The organism is Rubripirellula tenax, assembly GCF_007860125.1.
In the GTDB taxonomy this organism is placed as follows: Bacteria; Planctomycetota; Planctomycetia; order Pirellulales; family Pirellulaceae; genus Rubripirellula; species Rubripirellula tenax.
This window is the reverse complement of the sequence record NZ_SJPW01000006.1, coordinates 219679-243743: the sequence shown is the minus strand read 5'-3', so window position 1 is coordinate 243743 and position 24065 is coordinate 219679. Positions and strand designations below refer to the sequence as shown.

The 24065-nt window shown below is 55.9% G+C and carries 20 protein-coding genes and 1 pseudogene; 13 read left to right on the top strand and 8 right to left on the bottom strand.

Annotated features, from left to right (window positions below; all coding sequences use genetic code 11):
* Positions 1-100: 100 nt before the first annotated feature.
* The 3 genes from Poly51_RS21825 to Poly51_RS21815 form a co-directional block, all read right to left on the bottom strand.
* Positions 101-544: a histidine kinase dimerization/phospho-acceptor domain-containing protein gene (locus Poly51_RS21825; RefSeq protein WP_186775715.1), complete on the bottom strand. Its 444-nt coding sequence runs from the start codon at positions 542-544 to the stop codon at positions 101-103.
* Positions 545-1256: 712 nt separating this feature from the next.
* Positions 1257-2177 carry a DUF2202 domain-containing protein gene (locus Poly51_RS21820; protein WP_146460120.1) on the bottom strand — a complete coding sequence of 307 codons (921 nt, stop codon included), beginning with the start codon at positions 2175-2177 and terminating at the stop codon, positions 1257-1259.
* A 488-nt stretch (positions 2178-2665) separates the two neighbouring features.
* A complete protein-coding gene (locus Poly51_RS21815; protein WP_146460118.1) occupies positions 2666-2911 on the bottom strand; it encodes a hypothetical protein in 246 nt (81 codons plus the stop codon).
* 722 nt (positions 2912-3633) lie between these two features.
* On the opposite strand from Poly51_RS21815, the gene Poly51_RS21810 reads away from it, so the two are divergent.
* Positions 3634-3909, top strand: coding sequence for a hypothetical protein (locus tag Poly51_RS21810; RefSeq protein WP_146460116.1), 276 nt, complete (start codon positions 3634-3636; stop codon positions 3907-3909).
* 398 nt (positions 3910-4307) lie between these two features.
* Here the strand turns inward: Poly51_RS21810 and Poly51_RS21805 are convergent, their stop codons facing one another.
* The gene (locus Poly51_RS21805; RefSeq protein ID WP_146460114.1) at positions 4308-5060 is read right to left on the bottom strand and encodes a hypothetical protein; all 753 of its coding nucleotides are present in this window, start codon (positions 5058-5060) and stop codon (positions 4308-4310) included.
* Positions 5061-5923: 863 nt separating this feature from the next.
* Between Poly51_RS21805 and Poly51_RS21800 the strand changes: the two genes are divergently transcribed.
* Both Poly51_RS21800 and Poly51_RS21795 read left to right on the top strand, forming a co-directional pair.
* Positions 5924-6766 (top strand): transglutaminase-like domain-containing protein, encoded by an 843-nt coding sequence (locus Poly51_RS21800; RefSeq protein ID WP_146460112.1) that lies wholly within the window; start codon positions 5924-5926, stop codon positions 6764-6766.
* 124 nt (positions 6767-6890) lie between these two features.
* Positions 6891-8342, top strand: coding sequence for a sulfatase (locus Poly51_RS21795; protein WP_390621804.1), 1452 nt, complete (start codon positions 6891-6893; stop codon positions 8340-8342).
* A 12-nt stretch (positions 8343-8354) separates the two neighbouring features.
* Here Poly51_RS21795 and Poly51_RS21790 read toward each other — a convergent pair whose 3' ends face one another.
* From Poly51_RS21790 to Poly51_RS21780, 3 genes are all read right to left on the bottom strand, one after another.
* Complete coding sequence (locus Poly51_RS21790; protein ID WP_146460110.1) at positions 8355-9482, bottom strand: patatin-like phospholipase family protein; 1128 nt, start codon at positions 9480-9482, stop codon at positions 8355-8357.
* A gap of 215 nt (positions 9483-9697) precedes the next feature.
* Entirely contained in the window at positions 9698-10036 is a 339-nt protein-coding gene (locus Poly51_RS21785) for a cupin domain-containing protein (protein WP_146460108.1), read from the bottom strand.
* A gap of 73 nt (positions 10037-10109) precedes the next feature.
* Positions 10110-10409, bottom strand: a complete 300-nt coding sequence (locus Poly51_RS21780) for a hypothetical protein (RefSeq protein ID WP_146460107.1) — start codon at positions 10407-10409, stop codon at positions 10110-10112.
* A 194-nt stretch (positions 10410-10603) separates the two neighbouring features.
* Between Poly51_RS21780 and Poly51_RS21775 the strand changes: the two genes are divergently transcribed.
* From Poly51_RS21775 to Poly51_RS21765, 3 genes are all read left to right on the top strand, one after another.
* The gene (locus tag Poly51_RS21775) at positions 10604-11926 is read left to right on the top strand and encodes an O-acetylhomoserine aminocarboxypropyltransferase/cysteine synthase family protein (protein ID WP_146460105.1); all 1323 of its coding nucleotides are present in this window, start codon (positions 10604-10606) and stop codon (positions 11924-11926) included.
* Positions 11923-13713: a homoserine O-acetyltransferase MetX gene (gene metX, locus Poly51_RS21770; RefSeq protein ID WP_146460103.1), complete on the top strand. Its 1791-nt coding sequence runs from the start codon at positions 11923-11925 to the stop codon at positions 13711-13713. The genes Poly51_RS21775 and metX overlap by 4 nt, the downstream gene beginning before the upstream one ends.
* Before the next feature lie 127 nt (positions 13714-13840).
* Positions 13841-15205 carry a sulfatase family protein gene (locus tag Poly51_RS21765; protein ID WP_146460679.1) on the top strand — a complete coding sequence of 455 codons (1365 nt, stop codon included), beginning with the start codon at positions 13841-13843 and terminating at the stop codon, positions 15203-15205.
* Positions 15206-15374: 169 nt separating this feature from the next.
* Here the strand turns inward: Poly51_RS21765 and Poly51_RS21760 are convergent, their stop codons facing one another.
* Entirely contained in the window at positions 15375-15866 is a 492-nt protein-coding gene (locus Poly51_RS21760) for a hypothetical protein (protein ID WP_146460101.1), read from the bottom strand.
* A gap of 357 nt (positions 15867-16223) precedes the next feature.
* Here Poly51_RS21760 and Poly51_RS21755 point away from each other — a divergent pair, with 357 nt between their 5' ends.
* The 7 genes and pseudogenes from Poly51_RS21755 to Poly51_RS31625 all read left to right on the top strand — a co-directional run bounded on the left by Poly51_RS21755 (position 16224) and on the right by Poly51_RS31625 (position 24053).
* Complete coding sequence (locus Poly51_RS21755) at positions 16224-16778, top strand: sigma-70 family RNA polymerase sigma factor (protein WP_186775714.1); 555 nt, start codon at positions 16224-16226, stop codon at positions 16776-16778.
* Positions 16775-17740 (top strand): hypothetical protein, encoded by a 966-nt coding sequence (locus tag Poly51_RS21750; RefSeq protein WP_146460097.1) that lies wholly within the window; start codon positions 16775-16777, stop codon positions 17738-17740. The genes Poly51_RS21755 and Poly51_RS21750 overlap by 4 nt, the downstream gene beginning before the upstream one ends.
* Before the next feature lie 21 nt (positions 17741-17761).
* On the top strand, positions 17762-19948 hold the full coding sequence (locus Poly51_RS21745; RefSeq protein WP_146460095.1) for a c-type cytochrome domain-containing protein: 2187 nt from the start codon (positions 17762-17764) through the stop codon (positions 19946-19948).
* A gap of 14 nt (positions 19949-19962) precedes the next feature.
* Positions 19963-21339 (top strand): hypothetical protein, encoded by a 1377-nt coding sequence (locus Poly51_RS21740; RefSeq protein ID WP_146460092.1) that lies wholly within the window; start codon positions 19963-19965, stop codon positions 21337-21339.
* A 50-nt stretch (positions 21340-21389) separates the two neighbouring features.
* Complete coding sequence (locus tag Poly51_RS21735) at positions 21390-21593, top strand: hypothetical protein (protein ID WP_146460090.1); 204 nt, start codon at positions 21390-21392, stop codon at positions 21591-21593.
* A gap of 15 nt (positions 21594-21608) precedes the next feature.
* Positions 21609-22415, top strand: a pseudogene (locus Poly51_RS31630) (tetratricopeptide repeat protein); the annotation flags it as partial.
* Between the two features lie 192 nt (positions 22416-22607).
* On the top strand, positions 22608-24053 hold the full coding sequence (locus Poly51_RS31625; RefSeq protein ID WP_315853682.1) for a CHAT domain-containing protein: 1446 nt from the start codon (positions 22608-22610) through the stop codon (positions 24051-24053).
* Positions 24054-24065: the final 12 nt, after the last annotated feature.

The window sequence follows — 24065 nt, the reverse complement described above, 5'->3', positions numbered from 1 at the left end:
TTTTTGTTTTGCAACATCAGTGTGACGCGGGACGCCCTTGTTCTGAAACACCAATCCGAGGTTACGCAATGCCGCGAAACCGACGCACCTCAATCAACCGTCAAACTGCGCCCTGAAGAGACCACACCCGTCGCGACTCGTTCAGCAAGGTTGTAATGGTGCTGCCCTCGGGTGCGAATGCGATCGCGTTTTGCAGCAAATTGAACAGCACTTGTCGCAACGGTTCTCGATCTGCCCGGATCGCATGTCTTTGATTGAGTCGGAGCGTTTGCAATTCCGCAACAAGTTCGTCCATTGCAACAGCACCAATGTCTGCTTCCGCTTGACGTGCAAACGCGGGGAACTGCTTGATGCGTGCTGTCACGCGGTCGCACTCCTCCAAGAACGATTCGGCCTGTTCCTGCTGCTCGTCGGACTGCAAACCCGGGCCAACAAGACTTTGGGTCCAACCACGGATCAGCCCCAAGGGGTTACGTATTTCGTGCGCCAATTCGGCCGCTGCTCGTCCCAACTCACGAAGATGCCTTGTTTCTGCCTGGAACACTCGCGTGGTCCCCTCGAACTGCACCAACCGCACGGTGAATTGCCAAACGGCCCCACGGCATTGAGAATGCAACGTCCCCCAATGCAACGATCAGAATTCGATTCCTGGCATCACGATAGACTTGCGACATCATGGTGGTGCAGTCCAACACAACAACGGATTGGAAATCTGCGGGTGCGTTCGCGTACTCAGTCAGGTTTCCATGCACAAGGGGATTGTTACGCATGGAAAATCCGCCAACGACTTGAAGATTGCTTCCGTTGGTATGCCCACCGACGGGCCAATCCAAGATCGTCTTGATCACGGTCGCCCGCGAAATAAGCATCGTCAGATCCATCTTTCACAACGACTGCAATCGCGATCACGTTCTTGGACCTAGCAAGCACCTCAAGCGTGGTTGGCAGTTGTTGCCGGACAAACGGACCGAATCAACGATGTGATTGAACGCCGCTGGCCACGGCGTTCGACAGTGCTTCCGCTTGCGATGAAAGCGAATCGTGTATCAGGCGGCATTGGCGTACATGCTCTGTCCGTTGCCACGCGGCGAACATGATCCAGAAGGCAAAACGAGAAACGACTCCAACTATCTTTGACTTCGGAATCTGTTGGAGACTCGGTTTCTGAAATGTTTGTCTTACTCACGATTGTTCGCTGACTGGCGACGTTGTCAGCCAAGCAATGCTATGTCTCTTCTCTCTTATCGACCGCGTCCCTAACCACCGCTGCCTTGCTTCGCACGACTTCGACTATGTCCTCCCAGCCCCTGGCCGACGGAACTCTGTCCCTGGGATCCAAACCCCAGTCCATTCCCTCGATTTTGCGAGCCTTGCCCACCGGCATTGCCACCACGTCGGGATTGCTGTCTTTGTTCAGGAGGGTTTGCGATTTGATCGAAGTCCGCTTGGGACAGGAACTCGGCATTGTAACTTGCACCTTGCCTGGCGAGCTGCGAAGCGAAAGCACGCAAATGGTTTTGCGAACCTTGCAGCAAGTGTTGCAAAACCTGGCGAACCTGCGGGTCACTCGTTTGATTCAACATTTGCCTCAGGTCAGCGATGTCCATCTCTTCGATTTTCGCTCCAACCTTCACCGCATCCAGCGGGCTACGCGATCCAGTTGCAACAAGAGAGTCGTAAAGCTGCTGGTAGTCAGCGAACGCGAACACACCCGGCATGTCGTTCAAAACATTCCCTCCACCACCACGAACCAGTCGATCTATGGCTTGCATGTGTTGGCTCTCTGCACGCGAGATATTTCGGAAGATCGGTAGTGAGGAAGTTTTTGCCAGTTTGGTGTAGACGTCGCGAGCCAACTTCTCCTCCTCCCGCATGCGAAGCAAGTCGGGACTGCCGCTGTTCACCGAAAAATTTCCAGTAGGTTGACGACTCTGATCGCCTCGTCGACCTTGGCCCTGGTTGCCGGCTCGCGTCTGAGTATTCGATTGCGAATGCATTTCAATTGCGTTCCGGCCGCGACCTTGGCTGCCTGTGCGTGTTTGTGTCTGGATCGCGACACCACCTGAACCACGACTTTGGCCCGAACCGCCGTTGCCTCGACGTTGTTGTGACATTGCATTTGGGGCGGCCATTGACAGTGCGAGCAGTGCGCCAAGGCCGATGAGCAAGCGTTTCATGGTTCCCACCTTTTGAATCGGACGATTGTTTTTTCGTCTCACTTGGTATGCAAACCGAATACCGCTTTGTGCTTGCCGTACACACCATTGAACGGAAAGGGGAAAGACCGTTCGGAATCCCCATGATTGGGCACGAAAAAAGTCTAAAAAGCGTGCATTCCGAGATGCGTGCGGGCTGTCACCGAAAGAAGTGGCCTGCGATGACTGCGTAGTTGACGATTTGGCGCGCTGCAAATTTTGCGTGATTCAATTTAGACGCTCACAACACTTAAGCGACTTTTCGCCAAGGACCGCCTCTTGATGAATTTTCCTATTGAGTATCAGCACGGAGAATCATGTGGCTTTGCCTGTAGTGTCGTTTGAATCGAAACGCATTCGCCCTCAATCAAGATGACATCGGCACAGCGGTTGCAAGTAGGTGAGGCAAGCCAAGCAATCTCTTTTTGGCACACTTCGTGTCCGTATCTGCACCACTCCCTCAAGGAAAGTCAAATCCATGCAGCGGCGACTCGTGCAAAGCTGGCTAGAATCGTGTGGGTAAGTGACCCCGTCGACAAGCTGACCAATCGCAGTGACCAAAACAGATGCCACGTCTTGGAATCTAATTCTAGATCGTTCGCTCGAGCAAGCAGATCGCAGAACGCATACGGATAGTTGAACACGCGTCCGATGCTTAAAATCTTCTTGCCTCGCTTTTTCGAGTGCTCCAATTCATTCGGCCTAAGCTCGGTCAAGAGATGATCCTTGATCTTTCGGTCACCCGACTGAGGGCCAATATCGCAACGGTCCCAGCTTCGCAATCAAGCTGGAAATTACCACCAACGGAGTCGCACTGACGTCTTTCGTCGAGGCTTTCCGAATGAATTGGTAAATCCATTTGCCTGCGTCGCCCGCCATTTTTGTCATGGCTCCTAAGATCGAAAAGCTACTTTTTGAAAAGTGACGGCGGCCAGCTTCGCTTTGATGATCTCCTTCATTCAGACAGCGCCGTTCCATCTATTTAGCTATAGCTCTCAGTGACTTGATCGAACGTAGCCCTTCGATTCGGTTTTGTTTGGAACGGATTTCGCGACAAGCCAATTTTCGTTGATCGTTTTCCGCCGATCGAGTGGACGTTCAGAAAAGAACAGCGAACAAAACTGTAATCGCGGCAACGGGCGTTGGACACTTGGTCACGAGAGGGTTGCTCCTCGACGCACTTTCCGACAGTTCTGGACACGTCGACAGCCGACCGTTCTAGACGTGCTGAGTTTTTGCCCGGCCTTGTTGATTCGGACATCGCAAACGTCAAGAGCATCTCACCGGCAATCACTCTTGGATCCCCTTGGGACAAATGTTGCGATAAAGCGAATTGCGTGTCGTTTTCCACCTACATCCAACGCATCCCATAGCAACAATAGTTCTGCGATATCGTGGTCCCATTTGCGGTCCCACGCTCCAGTCTTTTCCGCTTCGCTTGGCAAAACATATTGTTTTTGAGCGTCGTTCGCGCCCCTCAGCACCCATCAAGATTTGGCTCTCAACCCCATGTTTTACGCTAAACAATCGTGATTCGTCGGAAGAGTTGGTCCTGGTGGTTTCTTTGGAAGTTACACCAATAGCGCCGTTTACGGACGGAACGGAACAAGGGGAACCGGGCGCTTTCCCGGCCTGGCCTAGCGAGTCAGCGTCGATCCGTTGGGTTCCGCAGAAGAAGAAGAAGAAGAAGAAGAAGAAGAAGAAGAAGAAGTAGTGATTCGTACATTGGATAGTAGCGAATCGCGACGGGGACCGCGCTCCCACGCCGAAACTTCGTTGGCCGGAAATCTTGCCATCAATTCTGTTTCACGCCTAGCGCGTGCGTTCTAAAGCAATCAAATTGACAGTGCCATGCCGCTGTCTGCCCAATCGAGCTTCCCGATGCTTAACAAGTCGGTGAAGCTGTGGGCTTGAACACGTGCGATTGATGTAGCGCAAGGCAATGCCAACGACATCCCATACCGCTACTGCCTCGATCGGCGTTTGCAGCTCCGCAGCTCGACCCCTCTTGGAGATGAGAGGGAGCATGCGGAACTAGATCGCGACAGCCGTCACATGAAGGGCCTTGATCGTTGCTTTTGAGCAGAGCGAAACCGATCGGCCAACCGCCCCTTAACCATTCAGCTTGGCGGAAGCGGCTTGGCGACGCCGACGGTGGTTCATTCCCAAGCCGACAATGGCGAGTGACCAAATCATCAAAGCGGTTGGCTCAGGCACCGCAGCCACAGGGGGCGCGGAAGCGATCGCTCCGATCGCGTCGATGTCAGCGCCAATGGTGGGATCGTTACCGCCGTCACTGGCGTCGTCAATCAACTGCACAGCATCAAATACAAGTTGCCCCGCGGCAAACCCTTGGAAGAACGCATCAATGTCGACCGATGCTGTCGCACCTTCAATTCGCCCAACCTCGTAGAACCCGTCACCATCAGCGTCAAACGCCGAACCAAGTAGAGCAGCGGTCGACGCCGTCGGCCGCACTGCCACAAATGTTGCCTCAACCGCTTGACCAATTTCAAAGATATGAAGGTCCGCCATGCCCGAACCTGAATTGGAAAGGGCGTTGTCCGAGAAAAGCACCTCAAGCAGACCGCCGCTACCGAGCGAATATGCACCCGAAGCGGTTTCGATTCCGTTTGATGATTGGTAATCCGGAGCGCCCAACGCTGCATTTGGATCCATGAAATTCGGAAGTGTGGGTACTGGTCCACCACTGTGGTTTGGATTGAACCGAATGACTTGATCGGCAAAGCTTGCGGCGCCGCCCGGGAAATCAATTCCGTCATAAATGACGCCAGCCTTGGCGGAGGACAGTACCAAGAATGCTAGTGGAAGCGCAAGAATCAGTCGCGTCGTGTTAATTTTCATCTATGGGTGCCTAAAAAGTCGTCCTTAAATTGCATCACTTACTGGAATCTTGTCCAGGTGAACAAACTAACCGTTTAAAGTAGCGTCCGCATCCGAATTAAGTCAAGAGAGCTTTTCATGCGGTTGACTTGACGTCGAGCGATCCGCGATTCGGCACTGTCGAACCAGGACGCAGTCATTGTGAACACATCCAAAAGCAACGTTACTTTGTTCCGTAGGTTTCGATATCGCAGACACCTTTGCGACAGAGCATTTCGCCTGAGCTTCGGCGGAACACGCTTCATCGGTTTTACCTTGCTTTTCCGCGATGATCAAACATTCGAGTGACCGCGTCGACCAAACACTTCGAGTGATCGATCGAGCTCAGTCCGTACGGCAGATGAGCCCGGCTACGTGGTACTGCGGCTTAGCTTTCCATGAAGATCGGTCCAACGCCAACCCTTCCTGAGCTTTTCTGATTTTGCGTTTTTAGCGATTGACCGCATTGGACGAGTTGTCAGCGCTGCAGCGGCCTTTCTCGGGGTCACTAAGGAACAATGAAACCGCGACATGGAGAACGAGCCGCTGCGTCGCTTTGTTCACCAGAATGGAAAAAAATCCCCAGTGCATGATTGCAAACGCAATGGTTCGACTGCCGACCTCGGCTATGTCGTTTCCGGTTCCGCGTTGTAGTGTTGCGAAAAAAACGCTCGCAAAGGTTTCAACGCGATTTGAGACGATTCCCGATGCAAGTCGGATCGAAATGGCACCGGTAGAGTACCCTTGAGCGCTAGATGCTCGGCTTGGTTTGCTTGGAACCCGGCTCCATTGCGAACGGGCAACTTAAGATGGCCGAAACTTCCACGTACCCGAAGTACATTCAGATGAATCAAATCCTTGTCGGTTGCCGGATGAAGTACACGGTCAACTCGCCATCCACGTTTCTTTTGAACGTCTCGGTCGTACAGAATGACTACCAGTCGACGACGAACGAGTCGATCAAAGTCACGCCGTTCCACAAAGTGGAAGAGTGCGCGATCAATGCGGTTGGAAACCGATTGCTGCGATTGAGCGCCGAACCGGGCGAGCTATTGATCCAGTACCAAGCCACCGTTGAACTTCACGCCACCGAAGTCGATTCAGCCGACTTGCGTGAGGTCGAATACGAAAAACTGCCTGCCGACGTGCTGAACTACCTGAATCCGAGTCGCTACTGTGAATCGGACAAGCTGTTTCGTTTTGCGGGCGACGAATTTGGCGATCTGGTTCCCGGTTACTCGCGAGTGACGGCCATCTGCAATTGGACGTTCAAACACTTGACTTATACGCCGGGAAGCACGTTCGCGACGACGACTGCGTGCGACGTGCTGCTGCAACGAACCGGAGTCTGCCGGGATTATGCTCACGTCGCCATCAGTCTGTGTCGCGCGATGGGCATTCCGGCGCGTTACGTTTCCGGCTACGCAGTCAATCTGCAACCGCAGGATTTTCACGGCTTCTTTGAAGCCTACCTGAGCGGAAAGTGGTACCTGTTTGATGCAACAAGGCTGGCCCCCGTGGGCGGCTTCGTCCGAATCGGCACCGGCCGCGATGCCGCCGACGTCGCATTTGCCACGATACGCGGCGATGCCCAAGGCACCGAAATGGATGTCTGGGCGAACGGCCAGGATGCAAACGACTACCTGCTGGACCCCGACAACGTGCAAACCGCCGTCAGCTCGGTGTAGTCTTTTGTGAGTCACATGAATCATGCTCAGTCGTATAGAACAGTCACGAACTTTTCACTTTCCCCCGATTCGAGACGGTCTACCCAACATGATCTTGCAACTTCGCACTGCGTTGCTTCTGTTGATTGTCGCGAATCTTGGTGCCCCGCTTGCGTCTGTTGCGACAGCCGCTGATGAAACGAGTAGACGGCGACCAAACGTCTTGTTTGTCGCAGTTGACGACCTCGCTTGTTCCGTCGGTTGTTATGGCGACTTGATTGCCAAGACACCGAACATCGACCGACTTGCTGCGACCGGTACATGTTTTCGACGGGCTTACAACCAATTGCCGCTGTGCAATCCGACGCGTGCGTCCGTCATGACGGGCCTTCGTCCCGATACGATCCAAGTCTACGACCTGGACCGTCACTTTCGCGATCAAGTTCCCGACGTGTTGACGCTTCCGCAAGCCTTTCAAAAACGGGGCTACTTTGCCGCCCGCGTCGGCAAGATCTATCATTACAACGTCCCAGCTTCGATCGGCACCGACGGTTTCGACGATCCGCCGTCGTGGAATCGAACCGTCAATCCCAAAGGTCGCGATGTCGCCGACGAGCCAATGATTTTCAATGCCGAACCGCATCGTGCAATCAGCGGCGCGCTAAGCTGGCTGGCAGCCGACGGGTCCGATGAAGAACAGACGGATGGAATGGTCGCTACCGAAGCGATCAAGATCATGCGAGAAAAACGCGACGAGCCGTTTTTTCTTGGGGTCGGTTTCTTTCGCCCCCACACACCTTACGTCGCGCCGAAGAGGTACTTTGAAATGTACCCGCTCGAATCGTTGCGACTTCCTTACGCCCCGCCGCATGACCGAGATGATATTCCCGTCGCGGCATTTGCGCAAAACTGCCCGGTGCCGAATTACGGACTCGACGAGATGACGCTGTTGAAGGCAACGCAAGCCTACTATGCGTGCGTTTCTTTCGTCGACGCCCAAGTGGGACGATTGCTCGACGCGCTCGACGACTTGGACCTCGCCGACGATACGATCGTGGTCCTGTGGAGCGACCATGGATACCACCTCGGCGAACACGACGGCGTTTGGCAGAAGCGAACGCTGTTCGAGCAAGCCGCCCGCTCGCCATTGATCATTCGCGCCCCCGGGCAAACGGCGTGCGGTGATTGTCACAAAATTGTTGAGTTTGTGGATCTCTATCCGACGCTCACTGACTTGGCAACCATCAAATCACCTCCGGGACTGGCCGGCCACAGCCTTCGCCCCCTACTTGAGAACCCAGACGCCGAATGGGACGAAGTCGCGATCACACAAGTTTTGCGTCCGGCGGACAACCGATTGAACGAACCGGTGATGGGCTGCAGCATTCGCACATCGCGGTATCGGTTCACCGAATGGGCTGAGGGGAAACACGGGACCGAGTTGTATGACCATCAAGCCGACCCCAACGAATTCGACAATCTTGCCCTCGAAGCGGACGACAACGCGCACGCCGTCATGGATCGGCTTCGACCGTTGCTTCGTTCCAAGGCGTCAGGCAAGATTCCGACGACGCCGTTCAATCCGGAACGACTTTGATTGCCTTCGTCGCTATGCCGCTTTGAACAGAACGCGGTTGCGAGGTTCGCGATCGAGGACTTCGCCGCAATGAGTCGAGATGGTTGCGTCGGCGACTTCGTAGCCGTGACGAAACAGCCTGCTGAATTCGAGATGTGTTAGTCGGCGAAGCGTCGTTTCCAGTCCCGCCGCTTCCCGAACCTCGTCATCGGTCAGCGACGGTTGACCATCGCCACGGCGGCGTTCGTAGTAGTACCGGGTTTGCCGTCCCAATCGCAAGTACGCGCCGCTGCCGGGATTCTTTTTGAAGTAGTCGATCAACATTCGGGCCCGCAGACTTCGCACTTGGTCCGTTGCGACATCCACCAGTCGCATCGAAGCGTCCACGTATCCCGGTCGCCACCTTTTGTCTTTCGAGTCGCCGGCCAGCGGACGCGACGCATCGCACACGATTAGAAAATCGGAATCATCGCAAAGGCCTTCGCCAGGTTTGAAAAGCGACTCGACGCCCAGATTGTCATAGACACCACCGTCCCACAGGTGCAAACGCTTGTACTTTGGCATGATCGATTGCCAATCGCCGTCTTGATACTCACTCCATTGATAGCGTCTTGACTTCACGATCAATGGCCCGATCAAACCAGGGACCGCGGCCGAAGCGGCCAACGCCCGAGAAAGCGGGAAGTCGGGGTCGGTGACGTACTTCGTCTGGTAGTCGCCCATCAGGTCGCGTTGGAATCGCCAATTTTTACCCGTCTGGTAGCAGGTCGCGTTGATAATGAAACGCGGCGAGATGGGCATATCGGCCAGCCGGCCTCGGATTTTCCACTGCTGTTCGATTGCATCCCCCAGAACTGCGGCTCGCCCTGACATCAACCGCCATGGAAATATCAGCGACTTCAGCGCGTAGCTCCACTGCAAATTCTTCGACGTCAGCAAGTCATGAATTTGCGGCACAACATCGTGCAAATATTCAGCACTGCTTGGCCAGCGGTAACCAGTCGACGCGAGCACCAATCCGGTCGCCAGACTGCCGCCGGAAACGCTCGACACGATTTTGACTCGATCCAGTAAGTCTTCGCGGGCCAATCGCGCCAGCACGCCGAGATGAAATACCGTGGCGCGGACGCCACCGCCCGAGAAGGCAAGCGCGATCTTCATGGGGTGTGACGAAGCCGATTCCGAGGATGTGCGACGGTTCGCCCCGGAAACGCTTCCGTGCAAACCAGGACTGCAGATTAGTATCCCGATGGTTCAAAGATCTATGCCAATCCGCGGACCAGTCTCCCACTCAAGTACCAAAACCCCGCAACGCAGACTTCCTGCGCGTCCCAAACTCACACATCAGAAGTCGCTGAAACGGGGCACCAGGAACCCTACGACGACGTGGGATTGGGTTTCGAAAAGACGGCCAGCCATACGGTTGGTTCCTCGGGCGTCGTCCAGGCGACGCGGTGGCGTCGATGCGCGGGAATGTTGATCCAGTCCCCTGGGCCCAGCCGCGAAACGTCTCCGCCGTCATCGAATTCGATGACCTCACCGCCGCTCAGAACGGCGACCCATTCATCGTCGATCTGGTCGTACCAGAAACCGTCGGGGCTTTGATGGGCCATCGAAAGGATCCTCTCGACACGAACATGCTCGCTGGAAACCAATGCGTCGGTTTGCTCGCTCAAGAGATGCGTCGGCAGATCGCTGAAAAGATTTCCGGCCATCACCCGCGCGCCCTCGCCTTTACCGTAAGAAATCGTATGCTTTGACTGCCAACCGAGTTCGCCTCGACGGGAATCAGTCTTTGCCCAACGAGTAAAGGCCGCTGCCGGTGTGATAAAGCTGCCCGGATTCGGCCAGAGCTCGCCAGATCGCTTTGCTGAACTGATCCGGCGGGCGAATCGCGACAATTTCCGAGCGACGCCCCGACGACATGGGCCCGTGGCCCAGACTCGATTCTTCGTCAAGCTGCATCAGCTTCAGCCGCTTTCGAAACGCCTTCATCGCCAACCGCAGCTCTTCTTTCGAGGGTGGTTCGGGTACGTTTGGATCGGCGTTTTCCGCAGATTCATTGGGGGTGGAGTCAGAGGCACTCATGCAAAAATTCCTGGCAGATCGGTTGAATCGTTGACCGCCATTGTCACTCGATCGGGCCCGGACAACAACCTCGCGCCCACATCTTTCGAAACGGCGATTTCGTCCCGTTGCCTCGTCGCTCCAAAGGGCGTTTTCCTCTATCCTTTCGGGCCCCAATCCTCATCGTCAACGACCGCCAACCAGGAACTGCTCGCATGTCCGATTCCAATCCCCAAGGTGCTTTACGTCCCGCCACGCTCGCGTTGCACGCCGGACACTCGCCCGATTCGGCAACCAACAGCCGGGCCGTTCCGATCTATGCGACGACCAGCTTCACGTTCAACGACACCGACCATGCCGCGTCGCTATTTGGCTTAACGGAGTTTGGAAACATCTATAGCCGGTTGATGAACCCGACCGTTGACGTCCTTGAAAAACGCTTGGCGGCCCTCGAAGGCGGCTTGACGGGGTTGTGCTTCGCATCGGGCCAAGCCGCCATCACGGCAGCCGTTTTGACGCTTGCACACAGTGGCCAAAACATCATCAGCAGTACATCGCTGTACGGCGGCACTTGGACACTGTTCACCCAGACACTGAAACAAATGGGCATCGAAGTTCGCTTCTTCGATCCAGATCACCCCGAACAAATCCATACGCTCGTCGACGAAAACACGCGATTGGTTTACATGGAAAGTATCGGCAATCCGAAGAACGATGTCCCGGACTTCAAAGCGATCGCCGAAGCTGCCCACACCGCGCCGCATGGTTCGCTTCCGCTGCTGTGCGACAACACGACCATGACTCCGATGCTGTTGAAACCGTTTGAACATGGCGTCGACATTGTGATCTACAGCACGACGAAGTTCCTGGGTGGTCACGGCGTCCATATCGGCGGCGCGATCGTCGACAGCGGCAATTTCAAATGGGCGGATCAACCCAAGAAGTGGCCCGAGTTTTGTGCGCCGTCGCCGTCGTACCATGGTGCGGTTTTCGAGGAACACCTGCGCCCGATGGGGAACATCGCCTACCTGTTGCACATCCGCACGCACTGGCTGCGAGACACCGGGGCGGCGATGAGCCCGTTTGCGGCGTTCCTGACAATATTGGGTATCGAAACGTTGCACCTGAGAATGCCGCGTCACTGTGAGAATGCATTGGCGATCGCCAAGTTCTTGGAATCGCATGAATCAGTGGAATGGGTCAACTATCCGGGCCTGGCGTCACACAAGGATTATGAACGTGGACAATCCTACCTGCCTCATGGCCAGGGCGCGATCATGGGCTTTGGAATCAAAGGAGGCATGGAAGCGGGCAAGAAATTCATCAACGCGTGCAAGCTGTGTTCGCACTTGGCGAACATCGGCGATGCGAAGACGTTGGTCATTCATCCGGCCAGCACGACTCACCAGCAATTGTCGGCCGAAGAGCAAGCCCGCGCCGGTGTTCGCCCCGAGTACGTACGTGTTTCGGTAGGGATCGAAGATGTGGCCGATATCATCGACGACCTGAAACAAGCACTCGCCGCTGCGAAGGCATGACCAAGGCTCCCGCTCCATCCGACGGTTCCGAACCGAAGACCGAAAGCACCGACGATGTCCGATCGGCGTCGCCGCTGAAATATGCTCGTACCGTTGATTTTGAAGGTCCGATTTCCTTGGAACTCGGCGGTCAACTTCCGCGAGTCACGTGTGCCTTCGAGACTTGGGGCGAGCTGAACGACGACGCATCCAACGCCGTCTTGGTGTGCCATGCGATTTCAGGTGACTCCCACGCGGCCCGTCATGACGCCGACGACGATCCGGGTTGGTGGCAGCAATTGATTGGGCCGGGCAAGGCGATCGATACGAATCGTTTGTTCGTCGTCTGCCCCAACGTCCTTGGCGGATGCCGCGGCACGACGGGGCCAAGCGACATGGATCCGCTTTCCGATCCGCCGCGGCCCTACGGTGCTGACTTTCCGCGAATCACAATCGCCGACATGGTCGATGTGCAACGCATGTTGGCAAATCACTTGGGCATCGTTCGTTGGCGTGCGGTCGTCGGCGGTTCGCTGGGCGGACACCAGGCGATGACGTGGGTGACCCGCTATCCCGGCTCGGCGACTTCCTGCGTGATCATCGCGTCTTCGCCAAGACTGACTAGCCAAGCACTCGGGTTCGACGTGATCGCGCGGAACGCGATCCAAACGGATCCGCACTTTGCCGCGGGCCAGTACTATGATCAACCCAATCGCCCCGACACGGGTTTGGCGATCGCCCGCATGCTGGGGCACATCACGTACTTGTCTAGCGAAGCGATGGAGGACAAGTTTGACCCCGACCGGCATGATCCGAGACAGATCGCATCCAGTTTCGAGCAACGATTTAGCGTGGGCTCCTACTTGGCTCACCAGGGCGAAAAGTTCACGACGCGTTTCGATGCGAACAGCTATGTGACTTTGTCGATGGCGATGGATCTGTTCGACCTCGGTTCGACCCGATTGCAGTTGATGGAAGCTTTTGACGACGCCGACTGTGACTTTCTGGTTGTCAGCTTCAGCAGCGATTGGTTGTTCACGCCCAAACAATCGCGTGACATCGTCGCGGCCCTCACGGCGCTCGACAAACGCGTGACCTATGCCGAGATCACATCGATGGCCGGCCATGACTCGTTTCTGGTTGATCGCGATATTGAACAGTACGCGCCTCTGGTCGAAGCCCGTTTGGGAAAACTGAACGAGCAACCGGTCACTCTTTCGGCCGTGCAGAAGTTGGTTGCATCCCTGGTTCCCGCCGGCGCTTCGGTATTGGACCTCGGATGTGGCGACGGGAGTTTCCTGGCGGCGGTTCACGACCGCGGCGGCGTAGGGCTGGTCGGCGTCGAAGTCGCACAGGACAACATACTGAAGGCCGCCGCACGCGGACTTTGCGTCATCGACTACGACCTGAACACCGGCTTGCCAGCCTTCATTGACAACCAGTTCGACTTTGTCGTCTTCGCGTCCACGCTGCAGGCCGTCGCGAATGTCGCCGAACTGTTTGACGAAATGATTCGCGTCGGCAAACAGGTGATCGTCAGCTTTCCCAACTTTGCTTATCGCACGCTCCGCGAAGACTATGTCGTTCGAGGCAGATCGCCGCGGGCACCCGGCGAGTTCAACTATTGCTGGTACGACACGCCGAACCGGCGTTTCCCCAGCATTGCCGACGTGATGGATTTGTGCCGCGAAAAAGAGATCAAGATTCGTAACGAAATCTATTTTGACTCCGAAACACAGCTTCAGATATCGCCCAACGATAACCCCAACCTGAACGCAGAAACGGCGATTCTCGTTCTTTCGCGTTAACGTCGTCGCTAGCCATCCGTTAGACTGATCGCCTTGGCATCGCGGATGCCGAACGTTGAATCAACTTGACAGGTGACTTGTGAGAATCAATACGTTATCGGCAATCGGATTTTGCGGCTTCGCGTTCATGGCGATGGCAACCTCGGCGATCACGGCCCAGGATGTCCGCGCCGAAGCGCAACCCAATTTCATCATCATCTTCACCGATGACCAAGGCTACAACGACCTTGGCTGTTTCGGTTCCGACAAGATCCAAACGCCGAACATCGACCGACTGGCTAACGAAGGTCGCAAGTTTACGAGCTTCTATTCGGCGTGCTCGGTATGCTCGCCCTCCCGCGCCGCGCTGCTGACCGGATGTTATCCCAAACGGGTCGGCATGCACCGTCATGTGCTGTTTCCGAAAAGCGATTACGGACTGAATCCCAACGAATATACCATCGCCGATCACTTGAAGTCTCAAGGTTATGCAACCGCTTGCGTCGGAAAATGGCACCTTGGTCACCACCCCGAGACGTTGCCGCGTGCCAATGGGTTTGATTCGTACTTTGGGATTCCCTATTCCAACGACATGAATCATCCGGACAACCAAGGAAAGCCCAAAGTTTCATCCGACGAACTATGGGCCGACCAGTCGACGGCAGTGAACGTTTGGAACACGCCGCTGATGGAAAACGAAGAGATTGTCGAATTGCCGGTCGACCAGCGAACGATCACTCGCCGGTACACCGATCGTGCGATCGAGTTTGTGATTTCCAACCGGGACAATCCGTTCTTTCTATATCTTCCCCATTCGATGCCGCACATTCCGTTGTACGTGCCCGACGACGTCTACGACGCCGATCCACAGAACGCCTACACATGCGTTATCCAACACATCGATGCCGAAGTCGGTCGCCTCGCTGACACGGTTCGGGAACTGGGTTTGTCCGATCGAACGTATATCATTTACACATCCGACAACGGGCCGTGGCTAAGGTTCAAAAACCACGGCGGCAGCGCCGACCCGCTTCGCGATGGAAAGGGCACGACCTTTGAAGGCGGTCAACGAGTGCCGTGTGTGATGTGGGGCCCCGGACGGATTCCGGCAGGCACGTCCACCGATGCCTTTGTGACAACGATGGACCTATTACCAACGATCGCCGCGCTTTCGGGCAAACCGCTTCCAAGTGATCGAACAATCGACGGACTCGATATCACGCCCACGCTGACCGGTGATGAGTCACCCCGCCGCGACTTCGTCTTCTATTCAGCGCAAGGCGTGCTCGAAGGGATCCGAGGCGAAAAATGGAAGTACTTGTCGAAATCGGTCGGCAAGAACGGCAAGGTCGAAACGATGCTGTTCAACCTGGAAGATGACATCAGTGAGCAAAAAAACGTCATTGATCAACAGCCCGACATCACGAAACGGTTGGACCATCGGATGAAGAAGATCGACCAAGAGATCACCGAGGCCGCACGACCGGTGTGGCGGAAACCTTCGGCGGACTGAGTCCGATCCACGCACCCAACCTTGACTCGCGACACCAAATTCGCAAAGCCTAAAGCTGAATTGCAGCGAGCGTGAAGAACCAAGGAACGAGCGGACATTTGTTGTCGTGGCTACGGTCGCCCGAGCGTGGGTTTCCACCGACTGGCGACGGCAGCTACATCGTAACCATTCAGCTATCTTTCACGTCATGCTCTACGGCAAATACAACGTCGGGTGGTGGCAACATCTTTTCGATACTCTCGGCTCCTGCTTCTTCCGATTCCGGGATCGATGGCATCTCGCTTGGCTTGGGAAATGCTGACTCAGCGATGGCTTCCAAGGATGACTTCCGATCCTCTGGCTTCAACATCGAATAACCCATCGGCTTGCCGGCTTCGTCTACTTCGAAGCGCCCCCAGTAAAGGCGACGCACCGGGTTGTAGTAGTACCTGTATCGCGGACGACTGGGATAATAGATCACGTAATGATGGTGATACGTTGGGGTGGCAATCGTCGGCGTGTAATAATAACGGCAATAGTGATAGCGTGTCGTCGGATGGTAGCTCCACGTGCTGTAGTACTGGCGACGAAAAAACGCGGCGACGGCAGGCGCGGCGGCGGATGCAACGACGGCGAAGAGGATTGCGGCGAAACAGAACTTTCGAATTCTCGAGTGACTCATGGGACTTCTCACGGTTGTCAGAAAGTTGGATGGGAACGGAGCGTCCGGGACGGTCGTGCCCGGCATCGTCAGCAGAACGACCGTCGCCGTCGGATCTTCGCGAAGTTCAAAATTTTTTTCCATTCACCTGTCGACCATGTCTCCTGAATCGTCAGTCGTCGTTTTTTCACTATTTTCGTACTCCATGCGAAGATCCGCATGTTCGGATCGTTTTACCGCTAGCCCACGGGGAAAACACGCAAAGTACCCGCCGAAAACTCTCCGAATCGTGCTCACTTCATGGCAGTCTTTTGCGAAACGACAGGTCGACTAGAATCGTGCTTTGCACCGTTGTTCCACCGATTCCTTATCGCCCCAATGCCAGCCCCTCTCGCCGATTCTGATCACGACGACAACGTACTTGCCCGCGCCGTGGACGTCGACTCGCTTTATCGCCGATATGGGCGGCGATCATTTGCGTTTCTTGCATCGATGGGCGTCCGCGGTAGCGATGCCGACGACGTCCAACAAATCGCGTGGATGCGAGTGCTCGAGTCACTTCGAAAGCAGCCATTCGAAGGTCACTTCCGCGCGTGGCTATTTCAGATACTGCGCAACGCGGCCATCGACATGATGAAGAAGAGGCGTCCCGATTCAATCGATCATGCCCTTGCTGATCAGACGGCAGCATCGATTCCGCCACCAGATCAAACTTTGATCGACGAAGAATATCGCAGTGAGCTGGAGTCCTGCCTACAGAGACTTGACGAGGCATCACGCATGATTGTCCGCAAACGATTGGCAGGATTGGGATACGACTCGATTGCGACGGAAATGTCGATCAGTACCGCACGCGCCCATCGCATGTTCTTTTCGGCCAAAGAGTCACTGACGCAGTGCCTGTCCTCGGGATACAACAAGGTGAACCCATGAGAAGCCTTGCCGTTCCCGAGTCACGCGAAGACCAAACGTCGTGGTTGGAATCTGAAATCATGGGCACGGAGTTGCACCGCCTTGCGGTCGAGTTCGCATCGCTATCCGGATCGGAGAGCAATGACACCGAGCCCCTGAACCCGACAGCGTTCGACACCGACACTCTCGTTCGCGTTCGCGACCGAGGGCTCGCCGCTCTATCGAATAGCCAATTCACATCGTTGCTGGTTCAGCCTCAGACACTGCTCAACATCCAACAAGATGTGCTCGTCAGTGGTGGAGCTTATTGGTCGACCATCGATCCGCCCGAGGATCTGAATCTAGAACGTCGAATCGATCGCGTCAGGTCGAACCTTCGTGAAGGTGTCGCCCCATCGACACCCGTTGGCCCAACATCGATCCCGCGATCTACCTGGCGGTCCAACCTCGGGTGGTCGGCGATCGCGTCTTTGGCAACGGCTGCTTGTTTGATACTCGTTTTCACAGCGATCCGTGATTCGACCGAGACTGCACAGATTCCCAAACCCGACATCCCACCGACCGTCGCGGATGCGTCGACAGCGCCAATCAGATGGGGGTTCGAAAAATTTGCGTCCGACTTTCGCACCGACGAAGCCAATTTGGCACCGCCGCTTGACCGCGCAGGCTACTTGCGCGAGCTCGCCAGTGCTGCTCAATCATGGTCGACAAAACGTCCCGATACGGTGACCGAATTGGCTATCCGCATCGGACAATTTCGTATGGGATGCTCAGCCATCCTACTATCCGAACATAGGCCCTTGCCTGATTCCGATCGTAAGTGGTTGCGACAACGTTGCGAGACTTGGGCGTCGGCACTTGACCGACACCTGGTTGCGATCGAGAGCGGTCGCCCGGTTCTTGACGTCCGCGGCGAAGTCGATTCAACCGCAGTCAAGATTGCAGCCGCTTTGATCGGCCGCGCCGAAACCCCCGCTACCTAGAACTTTCATTTTGGTTCGCCCATGAACTTTACAACACGAATCTACGCCATCCCTTTGATCGCATTCGTTGCTTGCAGCGTATCGGCACACGCCCAAATGAATTCAACGCTTGCATCCGAAGCGAAAGAGATTCTGCGACGACATTGTGCCGAGTGCCACAGCGAAACCGACACGCGGGGCGGCGTTTCGATTTTTGATCATGCGTCTTTGATCGATGCCGGAATCGTCGTGGCAGGCAAGCCCGATGACTCGATGATGTATCAACTGATGACTTCGACCGACGACGACGTCATGCCGCCGTCCAGTCGGCCGACCTTGTCAGCCGATCAAATTGCTACCATCCGGCAGTGGATCTCGGCTGGCGCGGATGCATTTCCCAGCGATGCAGTCATCGATGCGGAACGACAACCCAGTGACGATGTCCTCGAGTCGCCGTCGGACGCGTCGGATCTATCCGTCTTGGAAACGATCCTTGACCACGTACGCGAAACGCCTCCATCCGACCGAGCGTTCCTCCGGTTCATTTCGCTGCGACACTTGGTCGACGGCGGAATCACGCCCGAGCGTTTGTCCGTGCATCGCGTTGCCGTGGCCAAAGCCATCAATCACTTGTCGCGCCAAAGTGATATCGTCGTACCCACCGTTGTCGACAAGATCAGCGGCGGGACCATTTTGGCAATCGACTTGCGTCAACTCGGCTGGCATCGTGCCGTCCTGCATGACACCGAGGATGAAACTCGCAGTCTCAATTCCTTCGACCTAGCACTGCTGGAATATCCGTACGCCGTCCTACCGTTGGACTCGGAAATATTCGATCAAATCGAAGCAGAATTCTTGAACATTGCGAAACAAGTTCGTCCGATCGCCTATGTGCGGGGCGATTGGTTCTGCAGCGTTGCACTGGGCCCGGATCTGTATCACGACTGGCTTCAATTACCACGAACGATCACCGAATTGGAAACCAGCCTGGACGTCGATGTGCAGTCCAACGTGGCGAGCGGAATTGCGAAGCGGGCAGGCCTGACGATCTCGGGGGTGAGTCGCAATAACCGCGTTGTGGAGCGTCATCCGTATCGAGACGGCGACTATTGGAAGAGCTATGACTTTCAAAGCAACATTGGTGACGAGAACATCCTGCGTGACCCGGTCAACTTTCGAGCCAGCGGTGGGGAGATGATTTTCCGTTTACCCAACGGCTTGCAAGCGTACTTCGTTTGCGATGCCCATGGCAACCGACTCGACGCTGCACCGACGTCTATCGTGGTTGACAAGTTTGCGTCTGACAAAGTGGTGCGAAACGGACTCGGATGCATCCGATGTCATTCGCGAGGGATCAAAGAGTTCCGCGACTCGGTCTACGACATCGTCCTTGCCCTGCCTGGCAATCCCGGTTTTGACCGCCGGCGGGCGATCGAACTCTATCCAGAGAATGATCATTGGCCAGCGGTTGTTGCCGGCGATTGTGCAAAGTTTCAAGCGGCCTTGGATGCTTTGGGAGACGACGGCAGTCCAAGGGAACAGGTTTCAACCGTTTCAAGTGTCTTTTTGGAATCCGCGTTGACGGTCGATCAAGCTGCGGCTGAACTTGGCGCCGATTCGAATACTTTAAAGGCAAGTTGTCTTGCCCCCGGTTTCGCGAGACTGGGACTTGCGCCGTTGTCCAGCGGTGGTGTGATTCGCCGGGACGCCTGGGAAGACAACTTCGATGCCGCAGTTTCTATCCTAGGACTCGGCGTGCCCGTTGTCCCCTTTGATGGCAACTTGCGATCGGAATACGTCTCGTCTGAGTCGCTCGACGCGATCACGCTCGGCACGAATAAGCCCAACAACTTCTTTGAACCCGGCGACAAACTTTCGGTGAACGTGGTCAACGATTCTGACCGAGACGTCTTCATCGAAGTGGTCGGTGTCAGCGTCGATGGTCAACGTGTTCGACTAACCGAAGGCGTGGAGAAGCTTGCCGCCCGATCGACATTTCGGTTCCCGAAATCGGCCGATGCGGCAATCGAGGTTCGCGGCGGAATCGGCAGAGAACAAATCGTCTTGTTTGCCAGCAACGGTGTTTTCGCCGCCGGTCGAATCTATCGCGGAAAAAACACTGCCGACCGGGTGACCCATTCGTTCTACGACTCGCCCGAACACGGCAAGAGGCGAAGATCTCAAACGCCAACCGTGATCAAGAAAACGATCACGATTGAAACCCGATAATGATGAGCTATACGATGATAAAACAAACCGTTTACATGATGATGCTGGCCGCGTGCGCCATCGGTTGGGTGGCTGGGCAATCGTCACGGTGTCACGCCGATGACCTGGCAACGTGCCTGCACCGGGCCGCAAAAGAAACCGTCGTCTACTGCAAAGCGAATGACATCGGTTCTTTGGGCGTGCTGAAGTTTCTGGTCGTCAAGGATGGGCGGTCCTTTTCAGATAGCGTCGGCACGATCAATACGCTTCTCGCTCGTCGATTCGAGGTCGCATTGGTGATGGCCAATGATCCGGTCGATCCGATCACGTTGATCGACGATGCCTCGGCAACGGCATCGACCATCGACGGCGCCGATCACATGTCAGCCGGCGGGAGAACAAAGCTGCTTGCCGCTGACTATCCCACAATGTGGGGCAATCAATCCGTTCGCCCAGACGCATTGGTAACCGGCATTGCCGAAGTCAGCAGCGATCTGCGGCGACTGACGTTGTCGCTTTTGATTTTCGCGAAGAATAGCGACGATCTGGAAAGCATCGGCAGTGACCACGTGGCCGCCGTGACAACGAATCTGATCAGTGAATTGGGCGAGAGTTTTTCGACGCGAGGTGCCTTCGATGGCGGAAAAGTGGTCACGAACAACGCGAACGTGCCACCGGATGATCTTCCTACCGACGTTGATCCCAACGACGCCGATTCCGCATCGGCAACGGCACTCGCATCAGCGACGTCCATTCGCAAGAACGACTCGTCGACGCACCCAGCCTTGGATCCGTCTTCACCCGTGCGGATGCAAATTCTTTATGACAGCGTCCCCGTCGCGATCGACGTGAGAGACGGGCTGGCAATGATTCCCGAGCCGAATGCGGGTCAACGCGTCGAGATCAATTTTACGAAAGACACCACGTCCAAACGCTATAAAGTGGCCTTGAAAGTCAACGGCCAAAATACGCTGAACAAACAACAGCTTCCCGACGCAGAGTGTCGAAAATGGATCCTTGTGCAACCGAGCGAAACAACGACGATACGAGGCTTCCAGGTTTCGGATACCGAGATCGAGCGTTTCCGGGTGCTCAGTCGCGTTGAATCCGGGCAACGTGAAATCGACTATGGCAGCGATGTGGGAACCATCTCGATCACCGTCTTTGCCGAAGGAAAGGCGCCAACGTTGGAATTGGACGAGGACGCGCGTGAAGCTGATTTGGTAGAGTCGTCAACGCTTCCCGAACAACCCTCCAGCAGCTTCGGTGCCCTGAAGGCCAAGCTGTTAGCCGACGCGAATCGCGGTCTCGTTGTCGACGGCGATCGGATGGCGTCCGCCGTCCGAACATTATCCTTCCATGCCGACCCGACGCCGATCATGTCCGCAACAGTCGTTTACTACAAACCATGATGGGACTGATGGATTCTAGAAGGTTACGACACTGCGCTGTCATTGTTTCCATGCTGGGAATGTTGCTATCGGCGACAACCTCCGCCCAGGATGCAGCGGCGATCACGGCGATGCAGCAGTCCATGCAGACCTTCATGAGGGAAGTGCAGTCGGGACAACACAAAGCCGCAGCGTCGACCGCTGCGAAGTTGATTCCGATGGCCGAGAGGCTGATGGGCGAAGGCAACCCGGACGTTGTTCGAATGCACGTTTAACGAGCGGCACTCCTTCGGACGGCGGGCGATTACGACGAGGCCAGGCAACAGGCCGCCGATGCAGTTCGTATCAGCCAGTCGCGACTTGGTCGACAGCACGCCGTCACTGCCGCGGCGATCAACACACTCGGTTCGATCGATCGCTTGCAAGGCAAATACGAAGCGGCATCGGACAACTACCAACAAGCGATTCAAATTCTCGAGAGGCTTGGCGACGAATCGAGCACCGACAAGGCGGAAGCGTACAGCAACTATGCCGACCTGCTTTCGGAAACGGGCGACTATCCGAAAGCAAAGCAATACGCCAAGAAGTCGCTCGACCTGATGCGCCGCAACTTCGGGCAGCGGAGCGAGCGAACGGCTGTCGCCATCAACAACCTGGGACAGATTTTGTTGGCTCTTGGCGAAATGGAATCCGCCGAAACGATGCTGACCGACGCCCTGAAAATGACTCAATCCATTTTCGGATCCGAACATTTTGAAACGGCCACGTCGCGAAAGAACCTGGGAAAGCTCTATGTCTTACGAGGAAAGTACGATAAAGCGCGTGACCAATACGAAGCCGCATTGTCCGTCTTGCGCGCCACCGTCGGCGACGACCATCCCGTAACCTTGACCGTGGCGGGGAACTTGGGCCACTTGCATTCCGAAATTGGAGATGCCGATCGAGCCGAGCCGCTTTTGACCGATGCACTGGACAGGAAGACCAAACTCTATGGCGACGACCACGTCGCTGTTGCGCTCGCTCGCCACAACCTTGGCGGACTGATGCTGGAAACTGGTCGATTGGATAAAGCCAGAGAGTTGTTGACGTCGGCTGCGCGTTCGTACGAGTCGTTTGACGACAGCCGCCTGGGCGATGCTGCCGGTGCACGTGCTTTCCTAGGATTGGTGGAAGGCGCGGCCGCAGACTCGCGCGAGGCAATCCGACAACTCGATTCCTGTCGTCGATTGGCAAACTCAGCGGCTTGGCGAGTGCTGCCTCAGTTGTCCAACAACGAGCAACAAAAGTTCATGAAGGCGACGTATCAGTGGACGTTGTTCACCGCGCTGTCGCTTGCCAATGAGTTCCCCGACGACGCAGCCGTGCGAGAAGCAACGACCGTTTGGCTCGCTAATGGGAAAGGCATCGCGACCGAAGCCTTTGTGAATGCGAAGCGTGGAATCGCTACCGAAGCCCCCCGATGGACGACGATCAACGAACTGCGAGCATCGCTGGACGACGGATCCGTGTGGATCGACATCGCTCGACAAGACATGATCCATTACCACGCGACGAAATACTCCGAACGTTTGGGGGACCCCCGCTACGTCGCCTGGATTATGCCGAAATTCGGTGCGATCCAACGCGTCGATCTGGGGGACGCAAAAGCAATCGACAAGATGGTTGAAGAGTTTCGGCAATCGATCGGCAATTCGGGAGGTGCGGCAGGCGACGTCACTCAGGTCGGCGAAATGGCGGCCACTGAAGCGATGAACACGCTGATCGCAAGCATCTCAAAAGCAGTCTGGCAACCGATTCAAACCCGTTTGGACGATAGCGTCAAACGATTGCGACTCAGTCCCGATGGTTCGTTGCGGCTACTGCCCTGGGCGGCGCTAACGAACGATGATTCAGAGCTTCTTGTCCAGCAGTATGCAACCACATTGTTTTCAAGTGGTCGAGAATTAGCGGCACCGAAACGACGATCACACGCGGTTGCTACGCCGCCGACTGTCTTCTCCAACCCAAATTTCGACCAACCGATTGCCGAGAAACGTGCGGCTTACGAAGCCGTTTTTCGCGCCGCGCCGCCATCCGGTTCGGATCAACGAAGCCTGGCTCTGGACCGTGATCGCTTGCGAGCCGCGCCGCTGCCGGGAACGGCAATCGAATCAGCCGCGATATTGCCAAGTCTGGAACGATGGTTCCAGCGAGCACCTGTCCAATACCGTGGTCGATATGCTTTGGAAAGCATCGCCAAGAAAATGGTTTCGCCGCCCGTCGTGGTGTTCGCCACTCACGGCTTTTTCGTTAACGATGAAACGAAAGGGTTTGATCCGTTGGAACGATGCGGACTTCTGCTGTCCGGCTGCAACGACGCTCGATCGTCCATCGCAGGTGACGACGGCGTGCTGACAGGCACAGAGATCACGGACATCGATCTTCGTGGCACAGAGCTAGTGGTTTTGAGTGCGTGCGAGACGGGAATCGGGCGGGTCGAAGATGGCAACGGCGTGGCCGGTCTAGCGCGGTCGTTTCGGATCGCCGGCGCCGGATCGGTAGTCGCAACCCTTTGGCAGATCCCCGACTTTGACACGGCAAAATTGATGAGCGACTTTTTCGCGGAGGTCGCCGAAGGCACGGCGAAAGACGAAGCGCTCCGACGTGCGCAGATCAAACGCATCGAATCGCGTCGATCACGCAACGGCGCCGCCCACCCATATTTTTGGGCGGGGTTCACGATAGGCGGGCGTTAGTATTCTACTGGA

Coding starts and splice junctions, on each gene's coding strand:
- Poly51_RS21820 (WP_146460120.1), bottom strand. CDS start 2,177: ATGAAACGCTTGCTCATCGGCCTTGGCGCACTGCTCGCACTGTCAATG.
- Poly51_RS21740 (WP_146460092.1), top strand. CDS start 19,963: ATGATAAAACAAACCGTTTACATGATGATGCTGGCCGCGTGCGCCATC.
- Poly51_RS21780 (WP_146460107.1), bottom strand. CDS start 10,409: ATGAGTGCCTCTGACTCCACCCCCAATGAATCTGCGGAAAACGCCGAT.
- Poly51_RS21735 (WP_146460090.1), top strand. CDS start 21,390: ATGCTGGGAATGTTGCTATCGGCGACAACCTCCGCCCAGGATGCAGCG.
- Poly51_RS21755 (WP_186775714.1), top strand. CDS start 16,224: ATGCCAGCCCCTCTCGCCGATTCTGATCACGACGACAACGTACTTGCC.
- Poly51_RS21765 (WP_146460679.1), top strand. CDS start 13,841: ATGGCGATGGCAACCTCGGCGATCACGGCCCAGGATGTCCGCGCCGAA.
- Poly51_RS21800 (WP_146460112.1), top strand. CDS start 5,924: ATGAATCAAATCCTTGTCGGTTGCCGGATGAAGTACACGGTCAACTCG.
- metX (WP_146460103.1), top strand. CDS start 11,923: ATGACCAAGGCTCCCGCTCCATCCGACGGTTCCGAACCGAAGACCGAA.
- Poly51_RS21750 (WP_146460097.1), top strand. CDS start 16,775: ATGAGAAGCCTTGCCGTTCCCGAGTCACGCGAAGACCAAACGTCGTGG.
- Poly51_RS21760 (WP_146460101.1), bottom strand. CDS start 15,866: ATGAGTCACTCGAGAATTCGAAAGTTCTGTTTCGCCGCAATCCTCTTC.
- Poly51_RS31625 (WP_315853682.1), top strand. CDS start 22,608: ATGAAGGCGACGTATCAGTGGACGTTGTTCACCGCGCTGTCGCTTGCC.
- Poly51_RS21805 (WP_146460114.1), bottom strand. CDS start 5,060: ATGAAAATTAACACGACGCGACTGATTCTTGCGCTTCCACTAGCATTC.
- Poly51_RS21785 (WP_146460108.1), bottom strand. CDS start 10,036: ATGGCCGGAAATCTTTTCAGCGATCTGCCGACGCATCTCTTGAGCGAG.
- Poly51_RS21745 (WP_146460095.1), top strand. CDS start 17,762: ATGAACTTTACAACACGAATCTACGCCATCCCTTTGATCGCATTCGTT.
- Poly51_RS21790 (WP_146460110.1), bottom strand. CDS start 9,482: ATGAAGATCGCGCTTGCCTTCTCGGGCGGTGGCGTCCGCGCCACGGTA.
- Poly51_RS21775 (WP_146460105.1), top strand. CDS start 10,604: ATGTCCGATTCCAATCCCCAAGGTGCTTTACGTCCCGCCACGCTCGCG.